The sequence below is a fragment of the Clostridium sp. LBM24168 genome, from assembly GCF_052953915.1.
The window spans coordinates 2,098,240-2,111,620 of the sequence record NZ_CP196861.1; the positions used below are offsets into that span (position 1 = coordinate 2,098,240).

The window sequence follows — 13,381 nt, forward strand, 5'->3', positions numbered from 1 at the left end:
TCATCTCCTATTTTTTAAATTTATTTGATGATTGTAGTAAACTTTTTCTCTTATATCTTCAATCATATTACCAACTCTTGACTGTGTAGGAATAGAATTATAAACGTCTGTTTTAGTTATATCATTCTTTGTTCTGCCATAACTTTCCGCTATTGTCTTGCCGGTTTCATCTTTTATATAGTATCTAGTGTCACTTTTGGGCTTTAGATAAGATAATACATCAATATTTAAATCATTATATATTCCATTACATATATTCATAGATATATTATTTAACTCTTCTACAAACCTATTACAATACTCATCATCTATAATAATTGTAGATTCTACTGTTCCTACACCAATATTTCTAACACCATTTTCATAAAGATGTTTAATCCCCTGTGATAGATACGCAATATTATATGGATGTGTAACCATATGTACGCCTATCCTATTATTGCCGATTTCTTTTTCTAAAATTTTATAGTTTTTAAGTACAATATCATGTGAATTAATACCAGATTTCTTAAATACTCTTAATTGATTCATCCACTTAGTACCATCCATAGAAGCAAACCAATATACTTTTTTGTTATTTCTTAGCCATTCAATAATTTCCTTATTTAGTACTGTTCCATTAGTAGTAATGGCATAACTTCTAATTTTAACAGTTCTCTGGCTTTCTAAATATTCTGTAGCTTTTTTAATAATATTAAAAGCTAATAAAGGTTCTCCACCAAGATATTCTATTTCAAATTCTTTATCCTTATTATATTTAATAATATTGTCTAATAACTCTTTTACTTCTTTCCATGTATATTTAGAAGTTTTATCTTTTTCATAACAATACTTGCATTCCATATTACATTCTTTTGTAACATGAATAACATATCTTTCCAAAATATCACCTCTTTTATAAATTTTCCTTAATAAGATCTTCTAAATTATCAATTTTATTGAGTGTCTGTTCTATACCACTAGCAATTATATTTAATGATTCTTCCATATTAATAGAACTCTGCTCTCTATTAGTATCGAAAATATTCTCCACTACATCACAATATTGTGTTCCATCTGAATTATGTTGGTTACATTCATTCGATCCTCTACAATCGCACAAGCAATCTGAATTATTTCCTATATCTATACTATCTGGATTGCAATTCTTTTTTGCTAATAAGCCCATATTCACTAAATCCTCCCTTAACTTTTTTTGATAATATTGATCAACTTTCATCATCTTACAATATTTATTTTTTATCTGGCTAAACATACTTCCTGTAAACACATAGTTAGCTGCTAAACATCTATAACAATTATTATGATTACAATCTTTACAGCCTTCAAAATCTTCTTTTGCATCATATTCTAAAAATATTTTTCTTTTCATATCATCTATACCTGTAAAAATATTACCTAATAATGTCTCCTTATTAGGATCATTGAAATATATTTGATGGCAAGGATATACTTCTCCATCAGCAGTTATAGTCACATAATTTACGCCTGCACCACATGTTTTACTGTTCATTGGTTGGCAATAATTAAAACATCTGTCTAAAGGAGCATAATTATAAATTTCATTTAAAGCATTGGTAAGATTAGACTTAATGAAACTATCTTTTAAGTTGGTATAATTGTGCTTATTCAAAATATCGTTTAATTTATTGTTTATTAGTTTTAGATTTTCTTTGTTTTTTTTTACAATATTAATTACATCCTTATATATTTTATCTATTTGATTTTTGTATATTTCTACATCTTCATTTGTCCATTGCTCCTCTGCTACTGGAATATACCAAATCTTTTTAAATCCCCATGTATCGTGAAAAAATTTATAGTTTTGATACAGATATTTTATGGTCTTATGGTTTATACAGCCATGTACATTTAGCCTATCAGCACAATCTTCAAATAGCTTTTTCCATATAGGAATGTTTTTTTTAACTTTATCCCATGTTGGATTTCCATGAATATCTACTCTATACATATCCTGTACTTCAGGAATTCCATCAATAGATAATTGAACATTCAATTTAACTTTATCTCTATATTTTTTTAGCATATTAAAAATGTCTTCTGACATAACTGTTGCATTAGTTATAATTCCAGCACTAAATGCTATCCCAGTTTTTTGTGCTTTTTCGTAACCCATTTGAAAAGCAAATTGCATTACCTCCCAATTTAACATAGGTTCTCCACCAAACATGGTTACATTAACTGTTTTTTTATTAGCTTTTTTTGCGTTTTCAAATAACCAATTTATCGAATTCTCTGCTATAGTCTTATTCATCCATCTATCTTTATGATGCTCAAAGCAATATTTGCATCTTAAATTACATTGTTCGGTTAACAATAACGAACAAGCTGTTGGTAATATTTCGTTCAATATAATTTCCTCCCTATTCTTTAACTAAAATCCAATCGAAATTAATTCCTATACCATCAGTATTTTTTACTACAAAGGATGTAGATGTCTTATTCTCCACCCAATATACACCCACAGCACCTTCAGGATCAGCAGATGCTATTGTAATATGCACAACATAATCAGTTGTATTAGCTGTATGATTTATTGTTACTCCGGCAGTACCCTTAAAAGTTCCTGTACCACTTAATACTTTATTATTCAATTTGGCTATATTGTCTGTGTTTCCTTTTACAGTTTCCGTAGTCCTGCCTTTTCCAGCCAATGCATTTAAATCAGCTTTGGTTGCAAGTGTAACCGTAGGATCTACTTTTAGAGTTACGCTGGCACTATTGGAGACTTCTAGAATCATTCTAATGGTTATGTCTTTCGTGCTCCCATCTGATACCTGTGGCTTGTAGGTTTCCGGATATTTGCCTATAGCAAGCATGTCTCCTTCATCATCAAATATTCCAACCTCTCTAATCACAAACCCGCCTACATTAGACGGAATTACAACTGCTATAGTTATCCAGTTTGGATTGTCCGGATCTGTAGTTATGGAATTTATATTCCCGTTCCAGACAGTGTGTACAAGGTCTTCCTGTGTCTCTGTGGGGTTATAATAAGTACCATTACTGTCCCCGACCTTAAGAGTAGTAAAGTTTACTTTTGTACCAAGTGCTGTTGCGTTGGCTATTTTAGCTTTGCCTGTATTTGTGAGTATCGTATAGAAATTCTCTGCCAAGATTTATCCCTCCTTTGGATATACAGATATGGTTTCCGTATTATTTGCAGATGCTGTTGCAAGATTTATTGTTCCCCTTGATTCTATAGACTTCGGTGTCCATGGATATACAGTTATTGTTTCTCCAGATATGGAAGCTGCAGCATAATAGATATTCATGTTGGTTATGGAAGTTAATTTATATCTAACACCCTCATGTGACGGCTTTATTCTCTTTACGGTCTTATATAGGTCAATTAAATCTTCAGGAAAGCCGTTATTACTAAGCAGATCCACTTCAAAAGTATATGGAGCCACGTTCTCAATTATATGGACATCAGCACTCGTATAAGTGCTGATTATATTTGCCATGTTAAGTGGTGTCATGGGCCACCTGGTCTGAAGCTTTACAATTACTTTTTTTCTTCTTTTCTCCAGGTCCTCACTTAAATTCGTTTGAAGCCCCAATCTTTTCTCCCACCATGCAAGGCCCCAAGTTGCAGTCTGTGGGAAAAGCTGCAGCTTTACATCTGCTACAGCCTCCTCCAGGCTGTCAAATTCACTTCCTATAGCTTCATATATTGCCTGTTCTATTTTGCTGTCATGCAGTGCAGGAGAAATATACTGCATCATCTGTCTGCCTTTAAGGGACTGCATTAGCTACCACCTCATTTACTATGGCAACTTGCTCATTCAGAATTATATTTTTAGAGCCGTCATTCATAGTCAAATTAGAATAATCATCCAGACCTTTGCCCTGCAAAATAAAAGAACCCACTATTGAATCAACCGCCTTTAATAGTATGGTACCATTTAATTCTATCTTTGTAACGTAGTTGTTTACCTCATTTTTTATGTTCTCAAGCACTTCAGATGAATCATATCCAGATGTAAAAACAAAATTCGCCTTAATGATAAGGCTCAATATAGTCGGGGTAGCAATTGTGACTATTGCCCCTGTAGGTGCAAGCCCTCCCCTGTTTTGCCCCTGAGGAACCATGGGGGCAATATAATTTTGCACTGCATCTATTAATTCCTGTGTTGCTGCCTGTTTGTTTTTATCCAGGATTAAAACCTTAACTGTACCTGGACCGTTCCATTCTTCTTCCACATAGGCATAGCCTACTCCATCAATTTCCTTTGCCCACCTCACATAATCACTGTCAGAACCACTAAGCCTTTCCTGCTGTTCTGCTTCCACAATTCTGGCACTATAATGAGTATTGTCTTCTATATCAGTACCACCCTGAAACTGTTCCTCGTTGGTTATTTCCTTAACTCCATTTATAGGGGTGGCAAGCAAAGTTATATTGTCTGGCGGTACGTTGCCTATAGTGCCAGCTTGAGTACATTTTGCATCCACATAAGCTACGCCCGTATCATCTATAATTGTGGTTTTTTGTATTTCAAACTCTATGCTTGGCTTATCATCTGTACCAACAGTACACACTATTTTACCCTTTACGATTTGAGTACCTGGTACTGCTGTAATTTTTATTTTCCCGGTGCTGAATGTTGCCTTGTTTCTAGGAAGCCCTTCCGATTCACCCAGGTAATCCAGGTAATTGTCATAACTGGTCTGTGGAAATGCAGCATATAAGACATCCGTGAGAACCATCTGCTTTACACGTGCTATTTCTTCAGCTGCAGGTCTTGTATTGTTCCAGAAAAAATCTCCCTCGATAGTATTCACATCTTTGGGAGCCTTGGAAAGCATTCTTTCATGTATTGTATCTGCATCTTCGCTTAAGAAATCAGGTATTTCAAATTCAGCCATTCAATCACCCCACCTTAACTGTATTATTTAAATCTATAGAAATATCACCTGTAGTAATTGCAGTATATTCATAATACAATTCTCCACTATCCTGCCATGCAAAACTGAAATTTGTAACATCTTTGGTTCTTGGATGTACCATAAGTGCCTCCATTGTCATTCTTTTAACTTCAAGTTCTACAGCACCCTTAGAATATTGGGTACCTGCCAGAGTATTCAGTTCATGACCGAACAGATCACTGTATCCAAGCAGCCCTCTGGGAGTTAACATTGCAAGCTGGCACCACTGCTTGTATGCCTCTATATCATTACATTTCTTTATTGTCCCGTCAGGGTTCTTTACAAATTCGCCTTTGTCAAAGTCAAACTCGTAGGAGCCTTTGTATTCGGTATCGCTATCAGAAATATTCTCCAATGGATCGTCAGAATAATTCACATCAGAGGGAAATAAATCAGGCATTTGCTTTCACTCTCCCCACAACTATATTCTGTGCCCCTATTGTGGCAACAATCACTCTGTCACCTACATTCAAAGGTTTCAATCCATCCGGGGTTTTTACCCTGTGTGAATGGCTGTATTCTCCACCTGCCACATCAGTTCCGGTAAAATAGTCCTTGTCCATTGCCAGATAGTCGAGCACCATATAATTGGTTATTTCATATTTAAAATTATCCAATACAAGTCCAGTTTCTGTAATAATACCAAGTGCCATACTGAATCCGGTATTGTTCACTACTTTTCCGGCAATTTCTCTACTGTTTCCGTGCATGACACTAACCAGATCGGCTATTTCATTTTCGCTATTCATTGTAAAACGCCCTCCTTATATACAGTGGTGTTCCTGCATTTATGTCCATTGTATACGGTATATTCATGTTGTGGGTAATGTCCATGACATACCATATAACACCATCCACCATTATTGCATCACCGGATCTTATGGTATTTATATCCTTGTTGCAGGTTATATGGATTACTTCCTTACCGTCACTAAACATATTTGCAGCCTTGGCTTTTGCTTGGGTGGCATTTGTAACTTTTTCATCCTGGAGGATTTTCTGCAGAGTACCGTATTTATCAGTGTCCTTAGAATAAGTACCTATAACAGGAGTAGCTTTCCCGTCATCCTTGTCCTGGCCTAAAACTTTCACCCTTGTAACTGCGCTCTCAAGACTGCTTGTAGTTTCGATATCATCTGCGACAGTCTCAAGCTTCCATATATTTTTATTGCTGCCGAGCTGGATGATATTTAATTTGTCAAGCATCCTTATTTTATATAGATTACCGCCTTTTTGTGCGGTTTCTCTAAGGTCTGCATCTATACGGTCAAGCAACTTTTGTCCTCCCTGCTGTGCCTTTTCAAGCTTTATTTTGGTGTCAATAAGACTTGCTATAGGTATATTCCAGTCCTTGGCATACTTTGTTATCCTCTGTGTAGCAGTCTGCCCTGCAGGTAAAAGGAAATCATCCTCGGATTCCTCCATAAATACAGTCCTCTCCCTGCCGGTTATAGTAAGTGTCCTGTTCTTTTTACTTCTTACAACTTCCCACACAACACCGTCAAAGAGATTCGTGGGCTGATTCTTCTCGGCATGTATATCGACTATCCTCAGTCTGTCTTTTTTCTTTATGTTCAGTTTTCTCAATTCGTCAGTATCCAGAAGAATTATGGTGGCACTGTAGGCAATGCTGTCAAGGCTTTCCTGCAAGGTTATTCCCTCATTTACATTCTTCAGTTCATATTTTTCATTCAAAATTATATTCATGGTATCACCAGCCTTTGTCCCGGATAAATTAGATTTGGGTTGGAACCTACAACAGACTTATTCTTGGAATATATGGTAGGCCACTTTGCTCCATCTCCGTAATACTTTTTTGCTATGCTCCAGAGATTATCCCCGGATCTTACAACATAAGTACCTTTGGTACTGACTGCTGCTGTCCTGTTGTTCTTTAGTGTTGTAGAAGTTGCCTTGGCCGGATTATACAGCTCAATCTTAACTTCCTTGTAGGTCCTGAAGTTCATTGTAATGTACTTGTCCCCTATTTCTCCAGGTTCCTCTTTTTCAGGCATGGTGTCGATTATAACAAGTTCATTCAGTCCCACACCGTCAATAATCAATCTAAGTGGCTGTGCCTGCTCCTGCCATTTCTTCAATTTCTCCATAACACTTTTGGGACTCGGAATGTCCTGATACCGGCAATATGAATCGTACTCTCTTGGGAATATGGTATCAAAGGTTATTTTCTGTATCTTGGTTCCCTTGTCGGGTACGTCAGCCTCTCCCACGTCCACTATTTCAACAGTGTTATATTTTTTATCGTGATCCATGGAATAGTTGAATGGATTTACGGGAAAATGGAAAGTGTCATTGTCTGCTGTATTCGTAAGGTAGACATCATAATTAGGTATAATCATGGTTGTAAATTCATTCAGCAGTTTGACTGCCTCCATAAGCGCTGTAGAATTCATGGTATCACCTTCTTTTCGGGTATAATAAAAGCACCTACTATAAAAGTAAGTGCTCCGTTTTAAGCTGTTTTCTTTATTTTTGTTGATATTTTAATAATGCCATCAAACAATTTTACCATATAAGTTTTAACTTTCTCTGATTTAACATTATTATCATAAACCCATTGATTTTTCATATCTATTATTTCATGAGTTGTAAAATGTTCTAATAAATATACTCCATATTGCATTGCAATTTCTCTAAGCTCCATATCCAGTTTTTTATTATGCTCTATCTTATCCACAACAGCAGTATCAATTCCATTCTTCTCACAAATCATTCTATATATAGACATTTTTACTGCCTCCCCAACCTTCATATCATCAGCAATAAACTTGCAAGCCTGAAGCTGTTCCAGAACTGGTGCTTTATTCTTACCTTGTGGCGCTTGGTTCTCTAACTCAAAATATCTTTCAAATGTTTCTCTTAATTCCCCTTCAGGTTTAAGCAATAATATATTCAGCAATTTATCAACTCCCTGTTTGGAAATAACAATTAAGGAACCTATCCATGGAGAAAGCTTATTGTCTTTTTTAAATTTCTTAAGTTCAATACCTTCCAAAAAGAAATAGTCGGTATCAATAGTAAAGTTCTTATCATTTCTAAGATGATAACTTATAGTGTGAAGCGGAATCCCTGTAACAAATTCCAAGTCCTTCAATACCATAACCGGATTGCCATTGTAGAACTTCTTGATTAATTTATATGGCTCCTGAATTTTAAGTTGTTCCGCCTTCTCTGTTGAATAAAATCCTGTTTTTCTTATGGAAGGGAGAACTTCATCAGTTACCCAATCCGAAAATTTTTCTGCATTAGGTTTGTTACTTTTAAAAGCCAACTTATAAACTCCACTCTCTGTAAGAAATTTTTCACCCGCATTATTTAATTTTCAGATGTCCTTTAAATGGACATCTGAATTTTTAAGCAATCTTACTTGATTAGTATTCATTTTGGACAAATAATTTCTAACTGTACTTTCTGCCATTTCTAAGCACTTTCCTACATGATACGGATTAAAATATGCAATACCATTCAATTCAAAAACTTCAACCTGTTGTTCTTCAAAAACCATTAAATTATTTTCCATATTATATCCTCTCTTTCAATTTTTATTTCATTGAGTGAGATTATTAACTATGATATAATATTTCATAGAGAGTAATCTCTGTATGAGATAGTCTGTAATCGCCAAATTACAAGAGAGACTATCTCATTTATTTTTTACTTATTTCACCATACAAATCCTTTTTAACAAGTCCTACTATATAATCTTTAAGTGAAATTCCTTTTTTAGCAATATTTATCTTTATATCTTTATGCAAGTTGTCATCAATTCGTATAGTGATAGTTTTTTCTGTCATGTTTTCACCTCCTGCACTTAGTATATACTGCAATACTGCAAATGTCAAGAGGTTAAATATTTTTCACTAAAAAAGAACCACCTAAGTGATTCTTTTTAGGTTATTGTACTGTGACTTCACCTTCTCCAAGCTTTTGGTCATCAGATGAACGTGTTATAGCAATCTTATATCTTCCTGCTGTATCAATATTTAATGGTATGGCTAAAATAGTATTGTCCTGATCAATGTCCTGCTCTTCAGTATAAAATGTACTTTGAGAATTGCCATCCATTGTATAGATAGATAATTTTAACTTTGAAGCTTTAAACGGAGCCTTATTGTCAAATCGAGCGTAAAATTGACTATTCACGTTAAAAGTCTCTTTAGTATTAGTAGGATTAAGATCCTTATCTATATTTTCGCAAAACGTAACTTTGCCAACGCTTTGACTTGATTCGTTTGTATTTACTGGAGTATTATTTGATGCACTATTGCTTATATTTGAATTAAACAATGTACCAGTAGATCCTTTATATGCTCCTATAGCTCCATTCACAACAGTAGCAAATAACCCGATAATACACAAAACAATTCCTGCTGTAGCTAATTTTTTACGATTAGTACTGCGCCCCTTTTATGCCTAGAATTAATCCAACAATAGTTACCGGTGCGCCAATTATAGGTAACAACCAGGCTATAAGCCCTATTATCCCTAAGATCAATGATACAATGCCTTTTTTACTTTTAATTTCCTCCTTAGTCTCCATCTTAAGAATCCCCCCCATTAACAAAATGTTAATAAAATTATATCATAATTTGCCAATAAAGGGAACTTTATAATATTTGTAGAATTATCACCTGTAAGGAGGTGATAAACTATGGCTAATATACAATTAGGAGAATGGACTATAAAAAGTGCTTCTTCATCATACACTTTGTGGTCAGCTCACAATAAAATCATGGTCGAATTCAATAATAGAAAAGTTGCAGTTGTTGAACTTGACACAGATAACAACATTTTAATTACTTCAGCATCTGCTAAATGTCAAATTGATAAAAACAATAGCGTAGTAACTATAACAGATGCTGAGGATTCTAATTATGTTGGTATACCTGGAGGAACCACAATATGGGGATAGTTCCTAATGATTTAATTTACATTCTTTAACTTGAGCCTGAATCAATTCAAGCAGTGCATCTACTTGTCTTGTATTCAGGCCATTTTCTATAATACTATCTATAATCTGCGAACTTATTTTATTAATTAAATCAAGTTCTGCTGAATTCAAATTTAATTTCAGTTTTTGATCTTCCATCATCATCACTCCTTATTTTTTCTTATTCAGCAAGGCCGCCTTTAGCTGTCTTGCAAACTGTACCGTTGCTCTTTCAACTATTTCATCAACATCTGTGCTGTCATTAAAAGTATTTTCCACATCCACGTTTATGTCTCCCTGATAACCTCCAGCCATAGCCATCTGCGGTTGTGAAGTATAATACATTGGATTAGATGAGCTTTCTGGAACATCTCTGCTTTCTGTATTCCCTATTCCAAGGCTAGATACAGCACTTTTTACTCTATTTAAAGAATTTGCTGTTCTCTCCATTAGTCCAACGGACTTATTATGATTCAATACTTTTTCTCCTCCGGTAAAGTCCACAAATTCCCAGCCTCTTTCATTTATTCTTGCCAGTCCGGGTTTTGCGTTGTCTGTACCGGTTGCATATCCTACATAACTTCCACCCTTGAATAGTGGCGTATTATACACGCTCCCATAAGTGGATTTTATATAGTTTATGGCAGCTGCTGCGTTTGCAATAGGATTCAATATATTATCAAGCCCTTTTACAGCATACTGTCTGAATGTGGAGCCTAGTGTCTGCAACAATCCAGTGGCATGTTCTCCATTAACAGCCTGCGGATTTACGGCAATTGGATTCCCTCCGGATTCAGCTTGTGTAAGTCTCAATAGCCCAGATAACCAGTTCATTGGAGTACCGGTTATTCCAAGTGCAGCCGTAAGCCATCCAGATACATTGCCACTCATACCGCCAGCCATTGAACCAATATCCCCGATCCAATTCTTTATAAATGCTTTAATATCTACGGATGTCATTCCTTTTATAACTCCGGCAGGAATAAATTTAGCCAATCTAGTCATAACCGCAGACGGAGAGTGTATTTCAAATCCATTCTTAAACTCGGTTATAACTTTGTCTGTGAGCATTTTTACTACGCTTGTAACATTGCCCATACTCGAACGTATTCCTGCTGCTATATCGTTATTTATTGCAACTCCATATAAATGTCCCTGCTTGGAAAACGTATTTAAAATAGCCTTTGAGGAGGTCATAACTTTATTTATAGACGTATTTGGTATCTGTCTTGTCTGTTCTATCCCTGTACTTAGGTTCGTATTTATTTTAGTGCCATACTGTTTAAACTGGGATAAAGCATTGTCTCCTAAAGCTATGGAAGTTGATACATTTGCAGTAGCCTTTGCAACTTTAGAACCACCAGTAGAACCATTTCCTACAATACCACCATTGGCAAACATTCTTACACCAAGCATTTTCCCTGCCTGTTGCCAGAGGCTTAAACCTCGGTTTCTTCGATTAGGTGAAAGTGGGATTATGGCTTCGGTACCTGCTTCACCTCTAATACTAATCTCTGGTCCTGACGTAATACCTCCATTTGCATATTTCTTGCCTGTTAAACCGGATAAAAAATTATATCCTCCAGAATTGCTATTTTGCTGATTCTTAATAATAGTAGAACCTGATGATTGAGTCTTGTCTCCAAATCCAAAGAAGTTTTTAACTTTCCCCCATATTCCACTACTTTGCTGTGTTCCAATGCCTCCCATATTTCCATCCAGATTACTTACTGTTTGGGAAAGATTGTCCATGGAAAGAGCCAGGTTTACCTGTGAATCCTGTACCAATGAATTAGCATCCAACAAATTACCCTGTGAATCCATAACAAGCCCTGTACTTGTAAGCAAATCACCCAATGAACCTTGATATTGACCGCTTGCATCTCTCAATCTCCCTTGGGAATCAGCCGTAAGGCCTGTACTACTCAATAGATTGCTAAGAGTTCCCCTATAGGCATTACTCTGTACTGTAATACCCGTCTGAGATCTATCCAGTGCTTTTGTTGTATTTAAATTCTTCATGTTGGTTTGAGTCAGGTCATTGAAACTTTTGCTGAATCCATTCGGGACCTTATTAGTTGATGAATTTGCATTGTATTTATCATATAATGTTGTTGCTCCTTTGTGTCCAGCCCAAGTACCTGCTATGCCTGCTATTAAAGCACCAACTCCAGTACCTACTGGTCCAAAAACTGATCCTGCCATTCCTCCTAGCTTAGCTGCAGCTAATCCTGAAGCTATTCCTCCAAATTCTCCAGAGGCTGCTCTTGCTTTATCAGAGGATGAACTTACAGCATACGCAGACGTAGCAACAGCAGCAAGTGGGCCTACTACTGGCAATGCTTTAAATGCTTTGGAATTTGTAATAGATCCAATCTTTTTCAATGCATTCGCTATTTTGCCTATTCCTGAAACACTTTCTGCCGTCTTTGCCCCTGTACCTGCTGCACTTGCGGTTTTACCAGCTGTATTTCCTGTCCTTAACCAGTTGAATAGCTTTCCCCCACCTTTTAATAATGTTTTACCACCTAGCACACTAAATACTATATAGTCCATTATTCCTGCTTTAGTAATACTTGCTGCATCATGATTCTTTAAAGCATTAATATTAGAATCTTTGAAGGCACTAAAGAGTTTATCAACTATTTTTCCTGTATCAAAGGCTTCAAGAAATGCGTTTGTGAACGCTGTTCCTGCTGAAGTACCAGATGCACCAACTTTATCCTCTTTTCCACCAAGTGCATCCAGTAATGATGTAATTCCACTGCCCAAAGTACCACCAATTGCCGATCCCATATCTGCGGCAACTCTATTTATTTTAGGTTTACCCGGACCATTCCACCAAGCGCTAAAAGGTTCAGCAACAATTTTATCCCAGGATAAAGTTATCTTCCCTCCAAGATCAGCATTTTTCCACTGGCTACTGTCCATAAGCCTATCCAATCTTCGCTGCGAATCTTCGAGGGCACCTCCGATAAACGAGCTTACATTATGCCCTGCTTTCTTGAACAAATTCCCTAATTCAGTGACTTTCTTATCATTTTTATCAAGCCAGTCAGCGACTTTTGTCAATCCAGGTTTTATTCCACTCCACAATCCTTGTCCCCATGGATTCATCAGTTTATTTTCAAATGTATCTTTAAGAGTGGACATTAATCCAAGTGCAGTTTTAGCCTGGTTCTGCATCATTCCACCAAATCTCTTATTCATGCCAGTAAGCAGCGCACGTATGGCCTTATCTGAACTGATCCCTGCATCACCTATATTGGCGACTTGTTTTGCAGTTAGTCCAAGCTGCTCCTGAAGTATCTTGGTGGCCGGAACTCCAGCTTCAGTTAGTTGAAGCATCTCATCACCTTGTACTCTTCCTTTTGCTTTCATCTGCAATTTTGTTATCTATAAGGCTTTTTATCCTCATAATCTAGGAGTTTCCTCCATTACACCATGTCGATTCATGGTTAGTTCGGCGTACATTTT

At 36.1% G+C, this 13,381-nt stretch carries 17 protein-coding genes; 1 reads left to right on the forward strand and 16 read right to left on the reverse strand.

Going from position 1 to position 13,381, the window contains the following annotated elements; all coding sequences use genetic code 11:
* The 14 genes from ACSVC9_RS10315 to ACSVC9_RS10380 form a co-directional block, all read right to left on the reverse strand.
* Nucleotides 1–882 (reverse strand): radical SAM protein, encoded by an 882-nt coding sequence (locus ACSVC9_RS10315; protein WP_446897407.1) that lies wholly within the window; start codon nucleotides 880–882, stop codon nucleotides 1–3.
* A gap of 13 nt (nucleotides 883–895) precedes the next feature.
* Nucleotides 896–2,371, reverse strand: a complete 1,476-nt coding sequence (locus ACSVC9_RS10320) for a radical SAM protein (RefSeq protein ID WP_446897408.1) — start codon at nucleotides 2,369–2,371, stop codon at nucleotides 896–898.
* A gap of 13 nt (nucleotides 2,372–2,384) precedes the next feature.
* Nucleotides 2,385–3,137, reverse strand: a complete 753-nt coding sequence (locus ACSVC9_RS10325; protein ID WP_446897409.1) for a phage tail protein — start codon at nucleotides 3,135–3,137, stop codon at nucleotides 2,385–2,387.
* 3 nt (nucleotides 3,138–3,140) lie between these two features.
* Nucleotides 3,141–3,773, reverse strand: a complete 633-nt coding sequence (locus ACSVC9_RS10330) for a YmfQ family protein (protein ID WP_446897410.1) — start codon at nucleotides 3,771–3,773, stop codon at nucleotides 3,141–3,143.
* Complete coding sequence (locus tag ACSVC9_RS10335) at nucleotides 3,760–4,893, reverse strand: baseplate J/gp47 family protein (RefSeq protein WP_446897411.1); 1,134 nt, start codon at nucleotides 4,891–4,893, stop codon at nucleotides 3,760–3,762. The genes ACSVC9_RS10330 and ACSVC9_RS10335 overlap by 14 nt, the downstream gene beginning before the upstream one ends.
* Nucleotides 4,894–4,897: 4 nt before the next feature.
* On the reverse strand, nucleotides 4,898–5,353 hold the full coding sequence (locus ACSVC9_RS10340; RefSeq protein ID WP_446897412.1) for a DUF2634 domain-containing protein: 456 nt from the start codon (nucleotides 5,351–5,353) through the stop codon (nucleotides 4,898–4,900).
* Entirely contained in the window at nucleotides 5,346–5,702 is a 357-nt protein-coding gene (locus ACSVC9_RS10345) for a hypothetical protein (RefSeq protein WP_446897413.1), read from the reverse strand. The genes ACSVC9_RS10340 and ACSVC9_RS10345 overlap by 8 nt, the downstream gene beginning before the upstream one ends.
* Nucleotides 5,695–6,660, reverse strand: a complete 966-nt coding sequence (locus ACSVC9_RS10350; RefSeq protein ID WP_446897414.1) for an XkdQ/YqbQ family protein — start codon at nucleotides 6,658–6,660, stop codon at nucleotides 5,695–5,697. The genes ACSVC9_RS10345 and ACSVC9_RS10350 overlap by 8 nt, the downstream gene beginning before the upstream one ends.
* Complete coding sequence (locus tag ACSVC9_RS10355; RefSeq protein ID WP_446897415.1) at nucleotides 6,657–7,367, reverse strand: LysM peptidoglycan-binding domain-containing protein; 711 nt, start codon at nucleotides 7,365–7,367, stop codon at nucleotides 6,657–6,659. Before ACSVC9_RS10355 ends, ACSVC9_RS10350 begins: the two co-directional genes overlap by 4 nt.
* A 59-nt stretch (nucleotides 7,368–7,426) precedes the next feature.
* Entirely contained in the window at nucleotides 7,427–8,245 is an 819-nt protein-coding gene (locus ACSVC9_RS10360) for a hypothetical protein (protein WP_446897416.1), read from the reverse strand.
* A gap of 51 nt (nucleotides 8,246–8,296) precedes the next feature.
* Nucleotides 8,297–8,494: a hypothetical protein gene (locus ACSVC9_RS10365; protein ID WP_446897417.1), complete on the reverse strand. Its 198-nt coding sequence runs from the start codon at nucleotides 8,492–8,494 to the stop codon at nucleotides 8,297–8,299.
* Nucleotides 8,495–8,621: 127 nt separating this feature from the next.
* Nucleotides 8,622–8,768 carry a toxin-antitoxin system HicB family antitoxin gene (locus ACSVC9_RS10370; protein ID WP_446897418.1) on the reverse strand — a complete coding sequence of 49 codons (147 nt, stop codon included), beginning with the start codon at nucleotides 8,766–8,768 and terminating at the stop codon, nucleotides 8,622–8,624.
* A 100-nt stretch (nucleotides 8,769–8,868) separates the two neighbouring features.
* The gene (locus ACSVC9_RS10375) at nucleotides 8,869–9,333 is read right to left on the reverse strand and encodes a DUF4190 domain-containing protein (RefSeq protein ID WP_446897419.1); all 465 of its coding nucleotides are present in this window, start codon (nucleotides 9,331–9,333) and stop codon (nucleotides 8,869–8,871) included.
* Between the two features lie 31 nt (nucleotides 9,334–9,364).
* Nucleotides 9,365–9,514: a hypothetical protein gene (locus ACSVC9_RS10380; RefSeq protein WP_446897420.1), complete on the reverse strand. Its 150-nt coding sequence runs from the start codon at nucleotides 9,512–9,514 to the stop codon at nucleotides 9,365–9,367.
* Between the two features lie 111 nt (nucleotides 9,515–9,625).
* Between ACSVC9_RS10380 and ACSVC9_RS10385 the strand changes: the two genes are divergently transcribed.
* A complete protein-coding gene (locus tag ACSVC9_RS10385; RefSeq protein ID WP_446897421.1) occupies nucleotides 9,626–9,886 on the forward strand; it encodes a hypothetical protein in 261 nt (86 codons plus the stop codon).
* Between the two features lie 3 nt (nucleotides 9,887–9,889).
* Here the strand turns inward: ACSVC9_RS10385 and ACSVC9_RS10390 are convergent, their stop codons facing one another.
* Entirely contained in the window at nucleotides 9,890–10,063 is a 174-nt protein-coding gene (locus tag ACSVC9_RS10390; protein ID WP_446897422.1) for a hypothetical protein, read from the reverse strand.
* Nucleotides 10,064–10,075: 12 nt separating this feature from the next.
* Nucleotides 10,076–13,285 (reverse strand): transglycosylase SLT domain-containing protein, encoded by a 3,210-nt coding sequence (locus tag ACSVC9_RS10395; RefSeq protein ID WP_446897423.1) that lies wholly within the window; start codon nucleotides 13,283–13,285, stop codon nucleotides 10,076–10,078.
* Between the last annotated feature and the right edge of the window lie 96 nt (nucleotides 13,286–13,381).